The 21,619-nt window shown below is 63.4% G+C and carries 16 protein-coding genes; 15 read left to right on the forward strand and 1 reads right to left on the reverse strand.

Features of this window, described 5'->3' with window-relative positions; all coding sequences use genetic code 11:
* The first annotated feature begins 595 nt into the window (after positions 1-595).
* From E6C55_RS01755 to E6C55_RS01825, 15 genes are all read left to right on the forward strand, one after another.
* Positions 596-2,224: an extracellular solute-binding protein gene (locus E6C55_RS01755; RefSeq protein ID WP_230986474.1), complete on the forward strand. Its 1,629-nt coding sequence runs from the start codon at positions 596-598 to the stop codon at positions 2,222-2,224.
* An 86-nt stretch (positions 2,225-2,310) separates the two neighbouring features.
* Positions 2,311-3,213, forward strand: coding sequence for an ABC transporter permease (locus E6C55_RS01760; protein ID WP_136368061.1), 903 nt, complete (start codon positions 2,311-2,313; stop codon positions 3,211-3,213).
* 50 nt (positions 3,214-3,263) lie between these two features.
* A complete protein-coding gene (locus tag E6C55_RS01765; RefSeq protein WP_136368062.1) occupies positions 3,264-4,139 on the forward strand; it encodes a carbohydrate ABC transporter permease in 876 nt (291 codons plus the stop codon).
* A gap of 590 nt (positions 4,140-4,729) precedes the next feature.
* Positions 4,730-5,680, forward strand: a complete 951-nt coding sequence (locus tag E6C55_RS01770; RefSeq protein WP_136368063.1) for a sugar phosphate isomerase/epimerase family protein — start codon at positions 4,730-4,732, stop codon at positions 5,678-5,680.
* Between the two features lie 3 nt (positions 5,681-5,683).
* Entirely contained in the window at positions 5,684-6,520 is an 837-nt protein-coding gene (locus tag E6C55_RS01775) for a hypothetical protein (protein ID WP_230986475.1), read from the forward strand.
* Between the two features lie 41 nt (positions 6,521-6,561).
* On the forward strand, positions 6,562-8,376 hold the full coding sequence (locus E6C55_RS01780; RefSeq protein ID WP_136368064.1) for a prenyltransferase/squalene oxidase repeat-containing protein: 1,815 nt from the start codon (positions 6,562-6,564) through the stop codon (positions 8,374-8,376).
* Positions 8,373-10,769, forward strand: coding sequence for a glycoside hydrolase family 88/105 protein (locus tag E6C55_RS34465; protein WP_230986476.1), 2,397 nt, complete (start codon positions 8,373-8,375; stop codon positions 10,767-10,769). Before E6C55_RS01780 ends, E6C55_RS34465 begins: the two co-directional genes overlap by 4 nt.
* Before the next feature lie 713 nt (positions 10,770-11,482).
* A complete protein-coding gene (gene iolD / locus E6C55_RS01790; protein ID WP_136368065.1) occupies positions 11,483-13,357 on the forward strand; it encodes a 3D-(3,5/4)-trihydroxycyclohexane-1,2-dione acylhydrolase (decyclizing) in 1,875 nt (624 codons plus the stop codon).
* Positions 13,358-13,426: 69 nt separating this feature from the next.
* Positions 13,427-14,323 carry a myo-inosose-2 dehydratase gene (iolE, locus tag E6C55_RS01795; RefSeq protein ID WP_136368066.1) on the forward strand — a complete coding sequence of 299 codons (897 nt, stop codon included), beginning with the start codon at positions 13,427-13,429 and terminating at the stop codon, positions 14,321-14,323.
* 28 nt (positions 14,324-14,351) lie between these two features.
* Positions 14,352-15,362 (forward strand): 5-dehydro-2-deoxygluconokinase, encoded by a 1,011-nt coding sequence (iolC, locus tag E6C55_RS01800; protein ID WP_136368067.1) that lies wholly within the window; start codon positions 14,352-14,354, stop codon positions 15,360-15,362.
* 19 nt (positions 15,363-15,381) lie between these two features.
* Complete coding sequence (locus tag E6C55_RS01805) at positions 15,382-16,833, forward strand: CoA-acylating methylmalonate-semialdehyde dehydrogenase (RefSeq protein WP_136368068.1); 1,452 nt, start codon at positions 15,382-15,384, stop codon at positions 16,831-16,833.
* A 38-nt stretch (positions 16,834-16,871) separates the two neighbouring features.
* Positions 16,872-17,885 (forward strand): inositol 2-dehydrogenase, encoded by a 1,014-nt coding sequence (iolG, locus tag E6C55_RS01810; protein WP_136368069.1) that lies wholly within the window; start codon positions 16,872-16,874, stop codon positions 17,883-17,885.
* 45 nt (positions 17,886-17,930) lie between these two features.
* Positions 17,931-18,776 carry a 5-deoxy-glucuronate isomerase gene (iolB, locus tag E6C55_RS01815; RefSeq protein ID WP_136368070.1) on the forward strand — a complete coding sequence of 282 codons (846 nt, stop codon included), beginning with the start codon at positions 17,931-17,933 and terminating at the stop codon, positions 18,774-18,776.
* Between the two features lie 83 nt (positions 18,777-18,859).
* Positions 18,860-19,891 carry a LacI family DNA-binding transcriptional regulator gene (locus E6C55_RS01820; RefSeq protein WP_136368071.1) on the forward strand — a complete coding sequence of 344 codons (1,032 nt, stop codon included), beginning with the start codon at positions 18,860-18,862 and terminating at the stop codon, positions 19,889-19,891.
* 90 nt (positions 19,892-19,981) lie between these two features.
* Positions 19,982-20,299: an LSm family protein gene (locus tag E6C55_RS01825; RefSeq protein ID WP_136368072.1), complete on the forward strand. Its 318-nt coding sequence runs from the start codon at positions 19,982-19,984 to the stop codon at positions 20,297-20,299.
* Between the two features lie 561 nt (positions 20,300-20,860).
* Here the strand turns inward: E6C55_RS01825 and E6C55_RS01830 are convergent.
* Complete coding sequence (locus E6C55_RS01830) at positions 20,861-21,529, reverse strand: PspA/IM30 family protein (protein WP_136368073.1); 669 nt, start codon at positions 21,527-21,529, stop codon at positions 20,861-20,863.
* Between the last annotated feature and the right edge of the window lie 90 nt (positions 21,530-21,619).

Raw genomic sequence — 21,619 nt, forward strand, 5'->3', positions numbered from 1 at the left:
AAACCGCATACAATTGCCGCCCAGAAGCCCCCGTTGGCCGATTTAATGCTAAAAACCGCTTATATTTGCCGCTCGGACGCCTCCGACAGCTATTTTTATGCTATAAATCGCATTCATTTCCCGAGAAGCCTCCTCCGACGCCGATTGTATATGAAAATCCGCATTTATTTTATGCACGAGGGTACCGTGAATAAGACAGAGGTCCGTTCACCGCATATCGTCGCCCAAGCTGCCCGTTGCCGTCCGGCGCGCCGATGCGGATTTTCGCACAACTCCGCCCTGCATCGGAGGCTTACGTCCGTCATGAAGAGGATGCCGGGGAAATCCAGCGTTGAATCTGCCCATCCGGAATCCGGTTTACTGCGGGAAAACAGTGCTGTCCACACAAGGAAAACCGCTTAACCACGCGCTTTATCCGCTCCGGTTTGCTCTCCCGAAACTGGTTTATTGCCGCTCCGGCGGGACGGTGACATACTGGGGACATTCCGAATCAAGCCTGATTGGAAACGCATTCAGAGAACGAGGCAACATGTTGGATAATCGGCGATTGTTCGGATGCATTCACACTTTCACAATTGAAAAAGGGGATGAACGCATGGTTAAGAAGTTGAACAAACACAGCATGCACAAGAAGACAGCCGGGCTGCTGGCGCTTACGCTCGCCGGCACGGCACTGCTGTCCGCCTGCGGCAACAATAATAACAACGGCGGCGACACCGCAAGCGCCACGTCGAGCGCTTCCGCCGCTCCATCCGGCAAGGCGATCACGTTAAAGGTCGAAGTGTTCGACCGCGGCAATGCGCCGGACGGCATGTCCATTACGAACAACTATCTGACGAAGTTCGTGCAAGACAACTTCGGCACGCCGAACAACATCAAGGTCGAATTCGTGCCGGTTCCGCGCTCCGAGGAAGTCAACAAGCTGAACGTTCTGATGGCGAGCGGAAGCGACGTTCCCGATATTGTTTTCACCTATGATTCCAGCACCTTCTTCCGTTACGCGCAGCAAGGCGGCTTGACCGACCTGAGCGAACTGCTCGATCAATACGGGCCGAACCTGAAGGAATTCATTGGGGAAGACACTCTGGCCTATGGCGTCGTCGAAGGCACGCAATACGGCGTACCGGCCAGACGGACCCACCTGGGCAAGTATTCCTCCTTCATTCGCACGGACTGGCTCGACAAGCTCGGACTCGGATCTCCGACGACGACCGACGAGCTGTACAACGTCCTCAAGGCTTTCAAGGAGAAGGACCCCGGCAACACGGGCGGCAAGGTCATCCCGCTTGGCATGACGATCGCTCCGGCCCAATACGAGCCGCTGATCTGGTCGTTTATCCAACCGGCGACGGAAGAGGAGCTTTACACGCTGACCAGCGGCACCCGCGATCTCCCGATTCTGCTGCCGGGCTTCAAGGATGCGCTGCAATTCATGAACAAGGCGTACAACGAAGGGCTTATGAGCCTTGACTTCGGCCTCGACAAGGACAAAACGAAGCTCGGCCAAGACGTCGCGAACGGTCTCGTCGGCTTCTACAGCGAAGACGACATGAACCCGTTCTATAAGGACGGCTCCGTCGATACGCTGCGGGCGAACAATCCGACTGCCGTGCTCTCCGCCGTCGACGTCTACACGAACTCGGAAGGCAAGCATGCGAAGCCGGAGTACACGCCGATCGGCATGTACCTCATGATTCCGAAGGCGAGCAAGAACGCCGAAGCGGCCATTAAGTACCTCGACTGGATGGCGTCCGGAGACAACCTGTTCCAGATGCAGAACGGCGTCGAAGGCGAGAACTACACCCTGGAGGACGGCGTTCCGGTCACGATCGCCGATCAGTCCGACGAGTTCCGCAACCGCCTCTACAATCAAGGCGATATGGCGATCATCTCCAACGGCAAGTCGCTCGGCAGCGCCGACCTGAACGTCGAAGCTTACGTGAAGGGCATGCCGGAAGCGAACCAGGACGAGACTCGCAAGGCGATGACGATCTCCCGCTCCGATACGATCAAGCCGATTCGCTTCGACCGGCCGATCGAATCCCAAGCGAAGTACGGAACTACTCTGCAAGACAAGTTCGAAGAGATGCTTGTCAAGACGACAATGGCGAAGCCGGATCAGTTCGACAGCACCTACGAGGCGATGCTGAAGGATTACATGGCAAGCGGCGGTCAAGCGGTTCTTGAAGAGCGTCAACAGGCCTATGCCGCTATGACAAAATAATCCGGCCCGAGGGCCGCGCGTCCGGGAGGAGCCCCTTGCGGGTTCCTCCTTAGACGCACTCCCTAGCCGAAGGAGGCATCCCCGCTTTGAATGCGACCCGATATATCCGCAGATATTGGCAGTTGTACGCTCTTCTTGTCCTGCCCGTGCTCTACTTCGCCATCTTCAAATACGGTCCGATGTACGGCGTCATTATCGCGTTCAAGGACTTCAACTTTTTCCAGGGCATCAACGGAAGCAAGTGGATCGGCTTCGATGCCTTCCGCGAAGTGTTCGCGATGCGCGACTTCTACAAGACGCTTCGCAATACGCTGATGCTCAACCTTCTGGACCTTATCGTCTCGTTCCCGGCGCCGCTTTTTATCGCCATTATGCTCTATGAGCTGAGAACCGCTTGGTTCCGCAAGCTGTCGCAGACGATTCTGTACATCCCGCACTTCATCTCCTGGATCATCATTGGCGGTATCGCTTACCAGGTATTCGGCACGCAATCCGGCATGCTGAACAACATCATTACCTCGTTCGGCTTCGACGCCGTTCCGTTCCTTACCAACAAGAGCTACTGGCTCATTACGTATCTGGCCATCGGCGTATGGCAGAGCGCAGGCTGGGGCACGATCATCTACCTGGCTGCGCTGACCGGTCTCAACCGCGAGCTGTTCGAAGCCGCCGAGGTGGACGGAGCCGGCCGCATGCGGCGCATCTGGAGCATCACGCTTCCAAGCCTTAAGCCGACCATCGTGACCCTGCTGATCATCAACATCGGGCACATGATCTCGATCGGCTTCGACCGTCCGTATATTATCGGCAACACCACCGTACGCGAATATTCCGACGTCCTCAGTACGTTCGTTTACCGGGTCGGCTTGGAGTCCGGCCAATATACATTGGCAACCGTCGTCGGCTTGTTCCAGGCCGTTGTCGGCCTCGTGTTCGTCCTCGGGTCCAATTACGTCTCCAAGAAGCTGGCGGATCAGAGCATTCTGTAGAGGAATGCGGCATCCGGGAAGCTATCGAATTACGGAAAGGAGCATAAGCCATGAACGCTCGTCAAGGAGGCCGTCTGTTCGATACGGTCAATATGATCATCCTGTTCCTGCTAGTCCTGCTGTGCCTGGCTCCGTTCGTGCACATCATCGCGATCTCGCTCAGCTCGACCCGCGCCATCAACTCCGGCGAAGTGAGCCTGCTGCCGATCGGGCTTAACTGGAACTCCTACAAGCAGGTCATCACCGATATGTCGATGATCAAGTCGCTCGGCTTCACCGTTCTGCTCACCGTCCTGTTCACGGTGTTCTGCATGACGATGTCGCTCGCCGCGGCCTACCCGCTGTCGAAGATGAAGCTGAAGGGCCGCAAGTTCGTCATGTTCTTCATCATCATCACGATGTTCTTCAGCGGCGGCATCATTCCGGAATACATTCTTGTTCGCAATCTGCACATTCTCGACAGCATCTGGGCGCTTGTGCTGCCCGGCCTGATCAGCCCGTTCTATCTGATCATCCTGATCACGTTTATCCAGAACATCCCGGACAGCCTGGAGGAATCGGCGGAGATCGACGGAAGCTCGTACTTCCGCTCGCTGTTCAGCCTGATCATTCCTCTGTCCATGCCGGTTATCGCGACCCTCAGTCTTTTCTACGCGGTTGGACGGTGGAACGGCTTCCAGGATACGCTCATGTACATCACCAGCCCGGAGCTGTACCCGCTCCAGCTCAAGCTGTACCAGCTCGTGCAGAACAACATGGTCAGCGACCTGATGCAGCTCGAAGGAGCCAACGGGACGCAACTGCTCCAGCCGGAGAGCTTGAAGGCCGCCAGCGTCATCTTCGCTACGGTGCCGATCCTGCTCGTATACCCGTGGCTGCAGCGGTACTTCGTCAACGGCGTCATGCTCGGCGCGGTGAAGGGATAACGAGAGGAAGCCGCCCGCTTCCTCTCGGCTTCGTCCGTCCGGGTTGGCTGAGGTTGGTTGGCTGAGGTTGGTTGGCTGCGGCTGGTTGGCTGAGGTTGGTTGGCTGAGGTTGGTTGGCTGAGGTTGGTTGGCTGGAGGCTTGTTGGGCAGCGGCTGGTTTGGTTGAAAACTGGTTGAAGTTGGTTGGCTGCGGCTGGTTGGCTATGGCTGGTCAGGCTGCGGCTGTTGGGCCGGGCTCGTTCGGGCGGACCTGCCGGTCCGTCGGCCGGATCGAGCGAATAAGCACGAGATTTCGACTATATTTCGCGCCCCACGCCCCAAATAAACGAATAAACACGAAATTTCGATCACAATTCGCGCCCCGCCTCCGCAACAAACAAATAAGCATGAATTTTCGACTATATCTCGCCACCCACGCCTAAAGCAAACAAATAAGCACGAAATTCCGACTACAATTCAAGCCCGGGCGCCAAGCCGTCCGCTCTCGTCGCACCAGTTCTCGTTCATTGCATGGACATCGAAACGGGCGCGTTCGCTGAAATCCCTAGTTCATCTTAATAACAATCTATCCCCATCAAAGGAGAACCGTCATGGGCAAGGACAAAGGAGAGTATTCGTTCTCGACCTGCTGGAACATTAAGCGCCACCCGATCGGAAGCGGCATGATCGACGAGATTCGCGAGCTTGGCTTCCGCTACGTCGAGCTTAACTATAATGTGACCGAACAGCTGCTGGAGACGATAGAGCCGATGATCGAACACGGGAAGATCGGCGTCTCGAGCGTTCACAACACGTTCCCGCACGTTCCCGATCCCGATTACGGCACCGACTCGGTTCTGCTCGGCTTCGAGGATGCGGAGCGCCGCAACAAGGCCATCGACCTGCTCGTGCGCTCGGCCGAATATGCTCATCGCTACGGCGCCAAAGCCGTCGTCGTTCACCCGGGTGAGGTTCCGTTCGAGCACAACATCGATCACGAGCTGAAGGGAATCTATCACGAGCACGGCGTCGACTCCCCGGCCTATCGGAGCCGATGGCAAGAGATGCTGGAGCGGCGCGAAGCGCTGAGCGGCACGTACCTGCGCCGGATCGGCGACAGTCTCGAGGAAGCGTGCGACCGCATCGCCGCCAAGGGCTGGGACGTCTCGCTCGGTATCGAGACCCGTTCCCGCTGCTATCAGATGCCGACTCTGCGCGAGGCTCGCAAGGTTTTCGACCGGCTGCCGGACGCGCCCGTCGGCCTCTGGTACGACTTCGGGCACGGCATGATGATGGAGCGGATGGGCCTGTACGACAACGCCGCCGACATCGAGCTCATCAAGGATCGCGTCGTCGGCATTCACATTCACGAGACGGTCGGCCTGTCGGACCACTATTGCCCGTATGTGCACAGCGGCGACATGGCGTACTTCGACCGCTTCCTTCCGATCATCGCCGCCGCCCCGGTCAAGGTGTACGAGCTGAAGGCCGCCTGCAAGCCGGAGGAGATCGAGGCGAGCCATGACCTGCTGCTGCAGAAGCTGGCCGGTCTGGGAGCGTAGCCGATGAAGGACGCACACACGAACGAATGGGCGGAAAATAAAGCGGGGACACGAGAACGGAAGGATGAGCGGATGAGCGAGCGGACGGGCGCGGAGGTCGGGCAGGATGCTCGAACAGGCGACCGGACCGAGGGTCGGGCGGACGGTCGGATAGAGGCTCGGGTGGACGACTGGCTGCGCTACGCCCCCCGGCTGATGTTCGACGAGCGCGAGCCGTTCTTCCCGGTTCGCATCGGCGTCTCCGAGCTGCGCGACGGCGAGGCGTCGCCCTCGTTCCGGCGGACGATGCGACTCTCCGGCCGCGAGATCGAACGCGTGCTGGAATACGCGATCTATTGGGACTATGACATCCAGCATCTCTATGAGCTGGAGCACGTCTGGGTGATGCTGCGCAAGGACGGCACCGTAGCGGACGCGGAGGCCAGCTTCCACGGCCGTTACCTGAAGGCGCTGCTGCCGGACCGCTCCAATCTGGAAGGCGACCGGCTCACGATCTACTCCCAGCCCGGCAAGCACGCCTTCGCTCCGCTGCCCCTGCTGTTCCGGCTGCTGCCGGACGCGGACGAGTGCACGGATGCGGAAGCGGGGCGGGACGGATTGACCGCCCCCGACTGGCTCGGCAGCGACCCGGTGCGCCGCCTCATGGCGGACGAAGACGCGCAGCGGCTTGTCAGGGAGCATATCCGCTCCCGATTCCGCTTCTCGCCCGCTTATTCGTTCCTCCCCTATGAGCTCGGCGAGCGGAAGGAGCTGTTCGTGCCCTGGTCCGCGCTGCTGGAAGAGATTCCGGCCCGCATCCAGCGGGAGATCGCTTCCATCCGCCGCTCCGCAGAGGAATAAGCAGCACTGGCAAGTCAGCAAGTCAGAGAGGATGACTGGACATGTACCTGTACGATAAGCTGATCTCCGTCAACGACCATTGGACGGACGCCGGCATCGCTTGGCAAGACACGGACGACAGCAGCCGCTTCTGCGGCGGCGTCTGCGATCCGGACAACGGCATTGCGTGGCCGACCCACACGGGAACCGCGATGATCATGACGGTCTGGGCATGCGCCCTCTCCGCTCCGGAATCGAAGCATTACCGCGATGACGAACTGCTCGGCCGCCTGGAGTTGGCCGCCTCGTTCATGCTGCGAATGCAGCACGCCGACGGGACGATCTCCCCCGGCTGGACGAACCTCCACTCGCCCCCCGACACGGCGTTCGTCGTCGTCGGGCTGGCCCAGACGCTCGAACTGCTCGAGCGCCAACCGTGGCCGCCGCTCGCGGATGCGATCGCGAGCATCCGCCTCTTCCTGGAGCGGACCGCTCCGGCGCTGCTGACCGGAGGCTGCCATACGCCGAACCACCGCTGGGTGCTGTCGGCCGCCCTCGGCTTCCTGTACCGGCTGACCGGACGGCCCGGCTTCCTCGCCCGCGCCGAGCAATGGCTGGCGGAAGGAATGGACCTTACGCCGGACGGCGAGTGGACCGAGCGCAGCAACGGCATCTACAACGGCGTCAGCGACATCATGCTGCTGCATGCCGCCGACCTGCTCGGCAAGCCGGAGCTGCTCGAACCGGTCCGCCGCAACCTGCGGATGATGGCTTACCTCGTCCACCCCGACGGGGAAGTCGTCACCGACTACTCCGGGCGGCAGGACTTCGGCCATCGCCACGATCTGCAAGGCTATCTGCCCGCCGCCGCAGCGCTTGCGCACCGCGACCGCGATCCGTTCTTCGCCGCGCTCGCCGAGCTGGCCGGGGAAGCGCTCGACAACCCGGGATCGGCCAACAACAACGCCCTGCTCGGCTTCCTGCTCCATCCGGAGTGGCGGGAGCAGGCCGTCGAGCCCGGCTCTCTGCCGACGGAGTACCGGGTCGTGCTCAACCGCGACTTCCCTCGCGAGGCGTATCTGGCCGAGATGGCGAACGCCGGGCACGGAGGCCGTATCTACCACAGCCGCCTGCATCCCGAATTCGGAGCGCCGGTCGCCCGCGAGCGAAGCGGCAGCACAAGCCTGACCGTCATGGCCGAGACGAATTCCTTCTTCGCGCTCCGCCGCGGCTCGGCGCATCTGCTCGGCATTCTGATTGGCTCGAACTTCGAGCCGGGCTTCGTGCGGATGAACCGCTTGGAGGCGGGCGACGAAGGGTATCGGCTGACCGGAACGGAGACGAAGGGCTACTACGGCCCGGTCCCGACCGCCAGCCTTCCCGCCTCCGCTTCGGGCGAGGTCAGTCCGTGGTACCTGCTTCCGCACCAGCTTCGGGAGACGACCCACCTTCAGGAGCATCGCGTGGACGCCGAACTGATCCGCGAGCAAGACGGCTGGACCCTGCGGCTGCATTGCCCGACTCCCGAGCCGGTCGTGACGCAGGTGTCGTTCCTGTTCGGCCAGGACGGCTCGTTCTCCGGCGGCGTTCTGGAGCCCATTAAGACCATCGGAGAGGAAAACACCGCCAACAACGAAACGAGAGACAACGCTGTAAAAGGAACTCAGTTCTGGAAGGACGGCACCGTCCGCTTCTCTTCCGGCGACGACGGGTTCGAGCTGACGGGCGCCGCCTTCGAGCATCGGGCCCGGTCGCTGCGGAACGCCGAGCTCCCTTCCGGCTGCCAGGCTCTTGTCGTTAATCTGCTCACTCCGTTCGATCGCACGTTCCGAATCCGGATGTCCCCCGAGGGCACGCAAGGAGGCGCTGACCGATGACCGCATCCTTCGATCCCCGCGAGAGCGCCCGCGCCGCGTTCGGCGAGGATGAGCGGCGCATTCTGGAGCTGCTGGCGAACCGGTACATCGGCGCCAACCCGCCGCTTCCGTTCGCCGCCCGCAGCTTCTGCGCGGACGGCATCCTGCAGAACGGCGAAGGGCTGTACGACCTTGATCTAAGCTCTCGTCTGCCGCAGGCGGAGATGGGCCACTACGCTTACGCGTTCTCCCTTGTCTGGAGCGATGGCGAACGGTCGATCGACAGCCTGCTCGAGCCGCTCGGCCCGACCGTCCTGTACTTGAACGGCGAGCTCCTCTACCGCTCCGGCGTCGTGGACGAGATGAAGCCCGATGCCCGCGTCGTCGTGCCGCTGCTGTTCCGCCAAGGCTGGAACGAGCTGCTGCTCGAGGTCAGGCGGACGCCGGCCGGCTTCGGCTGCCGCTTCGGCGCCGACGAGGCGAAGGTTCGCATCCTGAACGTGCTCGCTCCGTTCGCAGACCGGACCGGAAGCGCGGGCTGGGTCGTCTCGGCTCCGGTTCCGAAGAGTCGCTTCGGAGCGAACGGCCGCTTCCCCGACAGCTCGCTGCCGGAGGCGGCCAGCGGCCTCGACTGGCTGCCGAGGACCCGGTGGACGGAGCGGGAAGCGACGCTTCCGAACCTGGAGCGCGTCTTCGGCGCCCCGGCTTCCCGGCCGGCGGACGCCTTCGGCTGGACGGCGCTCGAGCCGCTTGGGGCGGCAAGCGTCGTTCTGCAAGGCAGCTCGCGCGGCGCGGCGACGGTCTGGCTGGACGGCAAGCCCGTCGCCCGCCTGGACGGAGCCGGCAACTTCCGGACGGAACCGCTGGCCGTCGGCGCGTCCGGCTCCCTCCTCGTTCGTGCCTCTGCCGGCGCGGACGGCTGGGGCTTCGAGCTGGAAGCGATCGCGGCGGACGGACCGCTTCGCTTCCGCTGCCCGCTGGCGGTGCACGGCTATGACGGCACCTGGCTGTACGCCGGACCGATCGAACCTGACGTCTCTCTCGAGCCCTCCTCCGTCTGCTCTTCGGGGATGTTTCTCCAAGGGGGCGGCACCTCGTGGAGAACGGACGCCCCCGGCGGCCGGGTTCGCCCTACCTACGAGAATGCGATGCTAAGCAACAAGTGGACGACCGGCGCCGCCACCAACTACGGCCGCTGGGACTATCCGCTCGGCGTCACGATGTACGGCCTGCTCCGCGCGGCCGGCGCGCTGAACCGCCCCGAGTGGGCCGAATACGCGCGCAGCCACATCCGCAGTTGCACGGGAATGTACGACTATTCCCTGTGGGATCGCGACGCCTACGGCTTCCCTTCCGTCAACCAGCAGCTCGTGCTGATGCGGATGCTCGACAACTGCGGCTCGTTCGGCTCGGCCATGCTGGAAGCCTTGTCCGGCTCCTCCGGCGGCTCCGATTCGGCGGCAGGCAGCGGCGGGAATGCGGAGGCGGGATTGTCGGAGACGGGTGCGGCGAACGGCGGATCGAACGCAGGGGCGGGCAATGCCGCGGAGTTCGGACTTGACGCTTATGCCGTATCCGCGGACCGGGCCGCGCGGCGCATCGCCGACGTCATCGCCGAATTCATGCTGCGCAAGCTGGAGCGCCGCGAGGACGGAGCCTTCTACCGCCGCAGCCCCGGCGAATACTTCGACGATACGATGTGGGCCGACGACCTGTACATGAGCGGACCGTTCCTGGCCCGTTACTCGCGGCTCACCGGCTCGCCGGAAGCGATCGACGAATCGGCCCGGCAGTTCCTGCACTATCGCCGCTGCTTGTTCATGGAAGACTGGCGCATCATGTCCCACGTCTTCGACTTCAAGTACGGCAGAGCGACCCGCGTTCCTTGGGGCCGCGGCAACGGCTGGGTGCTGTTCTCGCTGACGGAGCTGCTTGAGAAGCTGCCGGAGGAGCATCCCGACCGCGAAGCGCTGCTCGACTTCTTCCGCACGATGGCCGAAGGCGTGCTCGCCCTGCAAGGAGAGTCCGGCCTGTGGCGGCAGGTGCTGAACGAGCCGGAAGCCTACGAGGAAGCTTCCTGCACCGCGATGTTCGCCTACTCCTTCGCGCGCGGCGTCCGGTTCGGCTGGTTCCGCTCCGGCGGCGCCCCGGGCGGCGGAGAGTGGAACGCCGAGGAGAGAACGTTCGCGGACGCGGCAATCCGCGCCTGGCGAGGACTCGCCTCCAACGCAATCGATCGCCAAGGCAACGTTCACGGCGTCTGCAGCGGATCGCGCTACTCCTTCTCTCCGGACTACTACATGCATGAGCTTCGCACGGTCGTCAACGACAACCACGGCATCGGCATCGTCATTCTCGCCGGCGTCGAGGTCCATCTGCTGAAGAATTCCTTGGCAGGCGTACGGAGCCGATGATGGTCGCATAAAAACGGGCGGGCGCGGGCGCCGGAGGGTGATTATATGCGGTTTTTCACGTTCATTTGCTGCCGGGAGCCGCTTTTGGCGGAATGAATGTGGTTTTTCGCATAAAAGCGGTCATGTGCGGGCGCCGGAGGGCGATTATATGCGGTTTTTCACATTCATTTGCTGCCGGGAGCCGTTTTGGGCGGAATGAATGTGGTTTTTCGCATAAAAGCGACCATGCGCGGGCCGCGGAAGCGGGCGAGCGACGATTGTATCTGCCAAGGGGCCGTGAGAAGGGCTTCAACCTCGCTTGAACGCCGCCCGCACGCCGTCTCGCTCCCGTCGATCGCCGCTCTCACACTAAAAACATACGATTGTGCCGCAAACGCAGATAGTCTCGCACCACTCGCACATTATGTCGCAGCATTCGGACTCGGGCTCGCACGCAATCGCACTGGGCACACGCATACTCTTGCAAGCCATGTCATCCGCATGATGATGACACGACGACAGCATGCCAGACACATGCCAATGGCACGGCTGCAGCCTGCCATCCCGCATCAAGATAGCATGACGTTGACACGACGACAGCATCACGATAGCACGAGATTGCACGACGATAGCACCCCCAGGGACCCCCGCGCGCAGTTAAGCGCTTAATTCATTTGCCGGGTTCCGGAATACTGGATTTCGCAGAAGATTCCACAAAGGAGAGGAACGGAACGATGACCACGATTCGATTGACCATGGCGCAAGCGCTGCTGAAGTTCCTGGATAACCAGTACATCTCCATCGACGGCGAGGAGACCAAATTCGTGAAGGGCGTCATGGGCATCTTCGGCCATGGCAACGTCGCCGGCATCGGCGAGGCGCTGGAGCGCAGCCCCGGCGAGCTTGCCTTCGTCCAAGGCAAGAACGAGCAAGGGATGGCCCACGCCGCCACCGCCTACGCGAAGCAGAAGCGCCGCCGCCAGATCTGGGCCTGCACGTCGTCCATCGGGCCGGGCGCGCTCAACATGGTGACGGCCGCCGCGACCGCGACCGTCAACCGCATCCCGCTGCTGCTGCTGCCCGGCGACAACTTCGCCAGCCGCCAGCCGGACCCGGTGCTGCAGCAGCTCGAGGTGCCCGGCGACTACACCGTCGCCGCGACGGACGCGTTCCGCCCGGTCAGCCGCTACTGGGACCGGATCGTCCGTCCCGAGCAGTTGATGACCGCGGCGCTGCAAGCGATGCGGGTGCTGACCGATCCGGCCGACACCGGAGCGGTCACGCTGGCGCTGCCGCAGGACACGCAGACCGAAGCGTTCGACTACCCGGAGGCGTTCTTCCGCAAGCGGGTGCACATCGTCGACCGGCGTCCCCCGGCCGAAGGCGCCGTCCGCCGCGCCGCAGAGGCCATCGCGTCCGGCCGGAAGCCGCTGATCGTCGCCGGGGGCGGCGTGCATTATAGCGGCGCGACGGAAGCGCTGGCTTCGTTCGCCTCCGCCTTCGGCATTCCGGTCGCGGAGACCCAAGCCGGCAAAAGCGTCCTGCCCTGGAACCACCCGCTGAACCTCGGAGGAGTCGGCACGACCGGCACGCTTGCCGCCAACCGCGCGGCTCGGGAAGCCGACGTCATCATCGGCATCGGCACCCGTTACTCCGACTTCACGACGGCTTCGAAGTCCGCATTCGCCAACGCCGGCGTCCGGTTCGTCAACCTGAACGCGAACGCGGCGGACGCGGCCAAGCTGGCAGGCACAGCCGTTGTCGGCGATGCGCTCGAAGCGCTTCACGCCCTCTCCGCCTCCCTTGCCGAAGCAAACTATTGGAGCGGCTACGCGGACGGCGAGATCGCCGCGCTCAAGGACGAATGGAACCGCGAGGTCGACCGGCTCTACGCGCTCGAATCGGCAGCGGGCCTGACGCAGACGAGGGCGCTCGGCGTGCTGAACGAGACGCTGCTCCCTTCGGACGTCATCGTCTGCGCTGCCGGCAGCCTGCCGGGCGACCTGCACCGCGTATGGCGACCGGCCGAGCCGGGAACGTACCACATGGAGTACGGCTTCTCCTGCATGGGCTACGAGGTGAGCGGCGCCTTCGGCGCGGCGCTGGCCGAGCCGGACCGGAACGTCTACGCGCTCGTCGGCGACGGCAGCTACCTGATGCTTCATTCCGAGCTTGTCACCAGCCTGCAGGAAGGGGTGAAAATAACCGTCGTGCTCCTCGACAACAGCGGCTTCCAATGCATCCACAACCTGCAGCGCAGCCGCGGCAGCGACGGCTTCGGCAACGAGTTCCGCTACCGCAGCCCGGCAAGCGGCCGCCTCGACGGCGACAGCCTGCCGATCGACTTCGCCGCCCATGCGCGCAGCCTTGGCGCCGACGCGTACACCGCCCGCACGGCAGAGGAGCTCCGCGAGGCGCTGCTTAAGGCGCGCGAAGGAACGAAGTCGACGCTGATCGAGGTCAAGGTGCTCGCGGGAACGAACACGGGCGACTACGAATCGTGGTGGCGCGTCGACGTGCCCGAGGTGTCCGTCAGCCCGAAGGTGAACGAAGCGCGCAAGCGGGAGGAAGCGATGACCGAAGCCGCCTCCAAGCTGACCATTCGGTAGCCGCCTGCGCTCGCAAGCCGACATTACCCGGCATCACACACAACAGCAACTCCTACAGGAGGGATTCCCATGTCCGACAACTTAACCTTCAAGCTCGGCATCCACCCGATCAACTGGGTCGGCGAGGACGTCCGCGAGCACGGCGCCGATACGACGTACCAGACCATTCTCGACGACATCCGCCGTCTCGGGCTGACCGGCACCGAGATGGGCCGCAAGTACCCGCAGGACCGCGCGCTGCTCCGCGAGGAGCTGAACTCCCGCGACATCCGGCTCGTCTCGCAGTGGAAGTCCGTGCTGTTCTCCGCGCCGGAATACCGCGAACGCGAGCTCGCCGCCTACCGCGAGCACTGCGCCTTCCTGAGCGAGCTGGGCGCGGAGGTCGTCAGCACGGCGGAGGTCGGCGGCTCCCTCCACTTCGACCCGCGCCGCACGCCCCACGAGAAGGTCGTCCTCCGGCTGGACGAGACCGGCTGGCAGTCGCTTGCCGCAGGGCTGAACGCGGCCGGCCGGATCGCGCAGGAGTACGGCCTGAAGCTGACGTACCACCACCACGGCGGCACCGTCGTCGAATCGCCGGAGGAGATCGATCGGCTGCTGGAGCTGACCGATCCGTCGCTTGTCTGGCTGCTGTACGACACCGGGCACGCGCTGTACGGCGGCGCCGACCCGCTCGCCCTGCTGCGCAAGCATTACGGCCGGATCGGCTACGTCCACCTGAAGGACGTTCGCCTGCCTGTCCTGGCCGAAGCGCGGGCCGAGCAGGCCGACTTCGTCACCTGCATCCGCAAGGGCGTGTTCACCGTGCCGGGCGACGGGAATATCGACTTCCCGCCGATTCTCGCCGAACTGACCGCCCGCGGCTATGCCGGTTGGGCGATGCTCGAGGGCGAGCAGGACCCCGCCGAACATCCGCCGTACGACTACGCCCTCCGCTCGCTGCAGTTCATTCGTCAACACGCCTGAACAGGCGGAGAAAGGAGCATCGGCTCTCATGAATCCGATTATTTTCCCAACCGGCAAGGCTCTGGACTTCGTTGCGATCGGGCGGCTGTGCATCGACCTGAACGCGAACGAGATCAACCGTCCCATGGAGGACACGATGACGTTCACGAAGTACGTCGGCGGCTCGCCCGCCAACATCTGCATCGGCCTGTCCCGCCTCGGCCTGCGCACCGGCTTCATCGGCAAGGTGGCGAACGATCAGATGGGCCGCTTCATCGCGCGGTACCTCGACAAGGAGGGCATCGACTCTTCGGCCGTCGGTGTCGACACGACCGGGGCGGTCACGGGGCTGGCGTTCACCGAGATCAGAAGCCCGTCGGACTGCAGCATCCTCATGTACCGGGACAACGTCGCCGACCTGCTGCTCGCGCCAAGCGAGGTGCCGGAGGCGCTCATCGCCGGGGCGTCCATGCTGCTCATCTCCGGAACCGCGCTGGCCAAGAGCCCGTCGCGCGAAGCCGTCTTCCAGGCGCTCGACTACGCGAAGCGGCACGGGGCCGTCATCGCCTTCGACCTCGACTACCGGCCGTACACATGGGCTTCCGACGAGGAGACGGCGGCGTACTACAACCTGGCGGCGGAGAAGTGCGACATTATCCTGGGCACGCGCGAGGAATTCGACATGATGGAGCGGTTCGAGGCGAATCCGGAGCGCGACGACCGCATCACGGCGGCGAAGTGGTTCGACCATTCCGCGCAGATTGTCATCATCAAGCACGGCAAGGAGGGCTCCATCGCTTACACGAAGATCGGCTCCTCGCACCGCGCCCGCAGCTTCCCCGCGAAGGTCGTCAAGACGTTCGGCGCCGGGGACTCGTACGCGGCGGGCTTCCTGTACGGTCTGACGCAGGGCTGGACCATCGAGACGAGCATGGAATTCGGCAGCGCGGCCGCCTGCATCGTCATCTCCAGCCATAGCTGCTCCGACGCCATGCCGACGGCGGACCAGGTCCGCGAGTACATCGAACGCTGCAACCGCGGCGAGATTGTCGCCAACTAACCGAGAGGAGATTACAACTATGACGAACCCAAGAACGCTGAACAACCTGATCGGGGGCCAGTGGGTGCCTTCCGCTTCCGGCCGTGCGGAGCCGGTCTACAATCCCGCAACGGAGGAAGTGCTCGCTTACGTCCCGATGTCCTCGAAGGAGGAGGTCGACCAGGCCGTCGCCGCCGCCCGCGAAGCGTTCGCCTCCTGGAGCCGCACGCCGGTTCCCCGCCGCGCCCGGATTCTTTTCCGTTATCAGCAGCTTCTGGTGGAGCATTGGGACGAACTGGCAACCCTCATCACCCTGGAAAATGGCAAGAGCTACACGGAGGCGCACGGAGAGGTTCTGCGGGGCATCGAGTGCGTCGAATTCGCGGCGGGCGCGCCTTCGCTCATGATGGGCAAGCAGCTGCCGGACATCGCCACGAATCTGGAGTCCGGCATGTACCGCTACCCGATCGGCGTCGCCTCGGGCATCACGCCGTTCAACTTCCCGATGATGGTGCCGTGCTGGATGTTCCCGCTGGCCATCGCCTGCGGCAACGCCTTCGTGCTCAAGCCGTCGGAGCGCACGCCGCTGCTCGCCGAACGACTAGCCCAACTGTTCCTCGAAGCCGGGCTGCCGGCAGGCGTGCTCAGCATCGTGCACGGCGCGCATGACGTCGTGAACGGCATTCTCGAGCATCCGGGAATCGCCGCCGTCTCGTTCGTCGGCTCGCAGCCGGTCGCCGAGTACGTGTACAAGACCGCGTCCGCCCACGGCAAGCGCGTGCAGGCGCTCGCCGGCGCGAAGAACCACTCGATCGTCCTTCCGGACGCCGACCTCGACGCCGCTGTCACCCAGATCGTCAGCGCCGCCTTCGGCTCCGCCGGGGAACGCTGCATGGCGTGCTCCGTCGTCGTTGCCGTCGGCGACATCGGCGACGCGCTCGTCGAGAAGCTGAAGCAGGCGGCGGATGCGATCACGATCGGCAACGGGATGGAGAAGGATGTTTTCCTCGGGCCGGTTATTCGCCAGCCGCAAAAGGAGCGCACGGTCGGCTACATCGAAGCCGGCGAGCGGGAAGGCGCGAAGCTGGTGCGGGACGGCCGTCTCGATGCGGCGGCAAGCGGCGGCGGCTACTTCGTCGGCCCGACGCTGTTCGATGAAGTAAGCTGCGAGATGAAGATCTGGCAGGACGAGATTTTCGCGCCGGTGCTGTCGGTCATGCGGGCGAATTCGCTGGACGAGGCGATTGCCATCGCCAACGAGTCCGAATTCGCCAACGGCGCCTGCCTGTTCACGAAGGACGGCGGCAGCGTCCGCCAGTTCCGCGAGACGATCGACGCCGGCATGCTCGGCATCAACCTCGGTGTCCCGGCGCCGATGGCATTCTTCCCGTTCTCGGGGTGGAAGAAGTCGTTCTACGGCGATCTGCATGCCAACGGAACGGACGGCGTCGAGTTCTATACGCGCAAGAAGATGGTCACGACACGCTGGTAAGCGGCCAACCCACTACAGATTGCAGGAGGAACGACATCATGAGCAAATTAACAATCGGCATTATCGGCGCCGGGCGGATCGGCCGCATTCACGCCGACAACCTGCTGCGCCTGCCGGACGTCAAGCTGGCCGCGATCAGCGACCTGTTCGCCGCAGACGAGCTGCGGGAGTGGGCGGCGGCGCGCGGCATCGCCCGCGTCACGACCGATAGCGACGACATTCTGAACGACCCGGCCATCGACGCCGTCTTCATCTGCTCCTCCACCGACACGCACGTTCCTCTGATCGTTCAGGCTGCGGGGGCGGGCAAACATATTTTCTGCGAGAAGCCGGTCAGCATGGACTATCGCCGCACCCAGGAGGCGCTCGAAGCCGTGCGGAAGGCGAACGTCAAGCTGCAGATCGGGTTCAACCGCCGCTTCGACCACAACTTCCGACGTGTGCGCGAGCTGATTCAGGAGGGACGGATCGGCAACCCCCATCTGCTGAAAATCACGTCCCGAGACCCGAATCCTCCGCATCCGGACTACATCAAGGTGTCGGGCGGCCTGTTCATGGACATGGCGATCCACGACTTCGACATGGCTCGCTTCCTGTCCGGAAGCGAGGTGACGGAGGTGTCGGCGCATGGAGCCGTGCTCGTCGATCCGGTGTTCGCGGAGCACGGGGACATTGACACGGCGATCACGACGCTGCGCTTCGAGAGCGGCGCGCTCGCGGTTATCGACAACAGCCGCCGCGCCGTCTACGGCTACGACCAGCGCGTCGAGGCGTTCGGCTCGGCGGGCAGCGTCGCCGCGGACAACGACTATCCGAACACGACGGTCGTCAGCGATGCGAACGGCATCGTGCGCGACAAGCCGCTGCACTTCTTCCTCGAGCGCTACAACGAAGCGTACGCCCTGGAGACGCGCCAGTTCGTGGACAGCGTCGTGCGCGGCCTGCCGCTGCCGGTCGATGGCAACGACGGCCTGCAGGCGGAGCGGATCGCGCACGCCGCGAAGCGGTCCGTCGAGCTGAACCGGCCGGTCCGCTTGAGCGAGATCGACTAGGGAACAAGAGCATGACCGAATCGAATTGAATTGGAGGGCTGTGCCATGACGAATCTGATTGTGACGCCGAACCCGGCACCGGACGAGAACGGCCGCTTGCTGTCCATCACGCCGGAATCGGCGGGCTGGACGTATGTCGGCTTCGAGGTGTACCGGTTGAAGGCGGGAGAGTCGTTCGAGCGCGAGACGCTCGGGCAGGAAGCCTGCCTCGTGCTGTTGTCCGGCCGCGCGGACATCGCAACGAAAGAGGAGCGCTGGACGCACGTCGGCGGGCGGATGAACGTATTCGAGAAGACGCCGCCGTATTCGGTGTACGTTCCCGCCGGGGATCGTTATGAGGTGACCGCCGCGACCGAGCTGGAGCTGGCCGTCTGCCTGGCTCCCGGCGCGGAGGCGGCGGAAGACAGGCAAGGGCGTCGTCCCGCCCGGCTGATCGGGCCGGACAGCGTCGGCGTCGAGCACCGCGGCAGCGGCAGCATGGCGCGGCTCGTCCACAACATCCTGCCCGAGAGCGAGCCGGCCGACAGCCTGCTCGTCGTGGAGGTATTCACGCCGGGCGGCCACTGGTCGAGCTACCCGCCGCACAAGCACGACCAAGACGCGCTGCCGGACGAATCGCTGCTGGAAGAGACGTACTACTTCCGCGTCGATCCGGAGCAGGGCTTCGCGGTCCAACGCGTCTACACCGACGATCGCACGCTCGACGAGACGCTGGTCGTGCGCGACCGCGAAGCGGTGCTCGTGCCGAAGGGCTATCACCCCGTCTCCGCGCCTCCCGGCTACGACGTGTACTACCTGAACGTCATGGCCGGCCCGAAGCGCGTCTGGAAGTTCCGCAACGACCCGGATCACGACTGGCTGATGAATCCGCCTTCCAGTTCGCGTCAATAAAGCGTAAATAAAGGGTTGCTTCGGATTTTGACAGTCATGCATAATGAAGGTAATTCGTTGTTTAGGAATGGGGCACGGAGCATATGAGCGCGACTATATACGATGTAGCCAAGGAAGCCGGAGTGTCGATCGCCACCGTCTCGCACGTACTGAACGGCAAGGGCAAGATCAGCCGGGAGCGGCGCGAAGAGATCCTCCGCATCATCGAGAGAATGAACTATCAGCCGAGCGCCATCGCATCCGCGCTTACGAGCAAGAAGACGTTTACGCTCGGCCTGCTCGTGCCCGACATCTCCAACCCGTTCTTCGCCGAGTTGGCGCGGGCGGTGGAGGACGAGGGCCAGTTGCTCGGCTACAGCCTGTTCATCTGCAGCACCGACAACCAGGACCGCAAGGTCGAGAGCTACGCGGCGCTGCTGCGGCAGAAGGGCGTCGACGGCGTCATCGTCGGCACCGGCGTCGGCGACCTGTCCGCGCTTCGCCCGCTGCTCGACCGCACCATCCCCGTCGTCTTCGTCTCGCGCGAGTATCCGGAAGCCCCCGGCATCCCGTCCGTCGTCTCCGACGACTATGCCGGCGGCGTCTCCGCGGCTCGCCATCTGCTCGCTCTTGGCCATCGCCGCCTCGCCGTCATCGCCGAGAGCGAAGCCGTCAGCAGCAGCCGCGAGCGGGTGCGCGGCTTCCGGGACGCGGCGCTTGCGGCCGGCTTGCCTTCGTTCGGCAAGCTTGTTCGCGCCGGCGGCATCCGCGAAGGCCGGCTTCAAGGGCTGCGGCTGCTGCAGGAGCCGGACCGGCCGACCGCCGTCTTCTGCTGCAACGACCTGATCGCCATCGGCTTCATTCAGGCCGCCAAGGAGCTCGGCCTGCGCGTCCCGGCCGATTGCTCGGTCGTCGGCTTCGACGACACGATTCTCGCCTCCGTCACCGATCCGCCGCTGACGACGGTCGCCCAGCCGATCGAACGGATGGGCCAATCCGTCGTCAGGCTGCTCGTTCAGGCGGCGGAGGGCCGCGGGGCCGAACGCGAGCGGCTCGTGCTGTCGCCGTCGCTGACCGTGCGCGCCTCCACGGCGCCTCTCGCCTCCCGCCTTCCCGGCCTGGCCGAAGGAGAATAGCCGAGCCGAGAGCTGGCAGGCGCTCACGTTTCGCCGGGCCAACGCATATCCTAAGGGCAATAACCCATGAAGGAATGTGGAGGAATGCCCATGCAAGCCAGTCCGAGCGGAACCCCCGGCCAGACGGTTCTCTATCAAGCCGCAAGCCCCTGGACCGATCAGGTGAAGAGCACCCGCCGCAAGCTTGCCGAGCTGTGCGGCAAGCATCTCAACCGACCGGTCCGCATCCAGACGATCGACGGCCACATCTATGACGGCATCCTGCTCGGCACGGACGGCTGTCATCTGCAGTTGGCGGTTCAGCAAGCCCAGACGCCATACGGGCAGCGCTTCTTCAACCCGTATTCCGCCGCTGCCATCACGACGCTTGTCCTCTACGAGCTGCTCGTCATCACACTGCTGATCTGACGGTTGTCCGCAACCGCAAAGGGATCGCCTTCTCCGTCTTCGGAGAGGGCGATCCCTTTGCCATCTGCAGGTGCAATCCGATTCATTGTTCTGGTGAGGCAAGATGAGCTGGCACGGGCACTTGTCCGTATTCCCAGAAGGGTGCCTTATCCCTGCTGTTCAGGCCACGAATTTCCATTAATTAGGATACTGATTCAAGGGGATAAGGCACCCTTTGGCGAAGCGAGACAGGGCACTAGCGGTCAGCGCGACAACCGTTAGCGGATGCGAGGGGGGGTATCCAGGTCGCACCAAGTTTGGACACGCCCCCTTCTCGCTCACCGCCGTCTCGCGATTCGGCCCGAGCCGCCGAACTTCGTCTTCGGCGAGCCGGACTTGCGCGGACTCAGCCATCCACCTCTTGATCCGGACTCCCGGCGCAGCGGCCTCGGCGCCATCCGTCACCATTCGTCAGCGGCCATAAGGCAAGAGAGGATCATCCCCGAGAGGATGATCCTTCTTCTTGGCCTTGAGTTTATTGTGCCTTAATTGATTGCATTGCCTTCCGATTCGCAATTCCGCTTACGATTCGTACTTCTTCATCAGCGCGGCCAGTTCGTCCTCGACCGCCTTGTCCTTGCCCAGCGCCTCGAACTCTTGGTCGAGCGACTTGCCCTTCGCGCCGTTCAATTCATCGGTCGCTTCCGCGTGGGCTTCCATCTGAAGCACCTTCTCTTCCATCCGCTTCAGGCCCGACATCGCGGAATCGGAACCGAAGCCCGACATCGCCTTGTTGATCTCGGATTGCGCCTTCGCGGCGTTCGCGCGCGCCACAAGCGTCTCCCGCTTGTTCTTCAGCTCGGTGAACTGCCTGCGCATCTCGTCGAGCTTCTCGCGCAGCCGATCCGCAGCCGCCTTGTTCTGATCCCAGCTCGCCTTGTATTCGGCAGCTTTCTGCTCGGCGCCCTTCTTCTCTTCCAGCGCGCGCCGCGCCAAGTCGATGTTCTTGTTCTGGGCGGCGAGATTCGCCTGCTCGTCGCGCTTCTGGACGAGAGCCGCTTGCTCCTCGTACAGTTGCTTGAACCTCTTCTCGAGCGCGATCTGCGCGGCGACCGCCTTCTCCGCTTCCTCCAGATCCTCCTGCATATCCCGCAGATATTGATCCGTCATCTTGATCGGATCTTCCGCTTTATCGATTAACGCGTTCACATTGGACATGGTCAGGTCGCGAAGCCTCTTGAAGATAGACATCGTTAAATTCCTCCCTGTGGGGTTGTTCCCCGTTCTTATACACTTAATACGCTGCAGAAGCCGCCAGGGTTTCAATCAAATGAACTCCCC

This window comes from Cohnella fermenti (genome assembly GCF_004801405.1).
Classification (GTDB): Bacteria; Bacillota; Bacilli; order Paenibacillales; family Paenibacillaceae; genus Cohnella; species Cohnella fermenti.

Bases quoted from the DNA above. Each gene is read 5' to 3' on its own strand.
- E6C55_RS01830 (WP_136368073.1), bottom strand. From the start codon at position 21,529: ATGTCTATCTTCAAGAGGCTTCGCGACCTGACCATGTCCAATGTGAAC.
- iolE (WP_136368066.1), top strand. From the start codon at position 13,427: ATGTCCGACAACTTAACCTTCAAGCTCGGCATCCACCCGATCAACTGG.
- E6C55_RS01825 (WP_136368072.1), top strand. From the start codon at position 19,982: ATGCAAGCCAGTCCGAGCGGAACCCCCGGCCAGACGGTTCTCTATCAA.
- E6C55_RS01820 (WP_136368071.1), top strand. From the start codon at position 18,860: ATGAGCGCGACTATATACGATGTAGCCAAGGAAGCCGGAGTGTCGATC.
- iolB (WP_136368070.1), top strand. From the start codon at position 17,931: ATGACGAATCTGATTGTGACGCCGAACCCGGCACCGGACGAGAACGGC.
- iolG (WP_136368069.1), top strand. From the start codon at position 16,872: ATGAGCAAATTAACAATCGGCATTATCGGCGCCGGGCGGATCGGCCGC.
- iolD (WP_136368065.1), top strand. From the start codon at position 11,483: ATGACCACGATTCGATTGACCATGGCGCAAGCGCTGCTGAAGTTCCTG.
- E6C55_RS01775 (WP_230986475.1), top strand. From the start codon at position 5,684: ATGAAGGACGCACACACGAACGAATGGGCGGAAAATAAAGCGGGGACA.
- E6C55_RS01770 (WP_136368063.1), top strand. From the start codon at position 4,730: ATGGGCAAGGACAAAGGAGAGTATTCGTTCTCGACCTGCTGGAACATT.
- E6C55_RS34465 (WP_230986476.1), top strand. From the start codon at position 8,373: ATGACCGCATCCTTCGATCCCCGCGAGAGCGCCCGCGCCGCGTTCGGC.
- E6C55_RS01765 (WP_136368062.1), top strand. From the start codon at position 3,264: ATGAACGCTCGTCAAGGAGGCCGTCTGTTCGATACGGTCAATATGATC.
- E6C55_RS01755 (WP_230986474.1), top strand. From the start codon at position 596: ATGGTTAAGAAGTTGAACAAACACAGCATGCACAAGAAGACAGCCGGG.
- E6C55_RS01780 (WP_136368064.1), top strand. From the start codon at position 6,562: ATGTACCTGTACGATAAGCTGATCTCCGTCAACGACCATTGGACGGAC.
- iolC (WP_136368067.1), top strand. From the start codon at position 14,352: ATGAATCCGATTATTTTCCCAACCGGCAAGGCTCTGGACTTCGTTGCG.
- E6C55_RS01805 (WP_136368068.1), top strand. From the start codon at position 15,382: ATGACGAACCCAAGAACGCTGAACAACCTGATCGGGGGCCAGTGGGTG.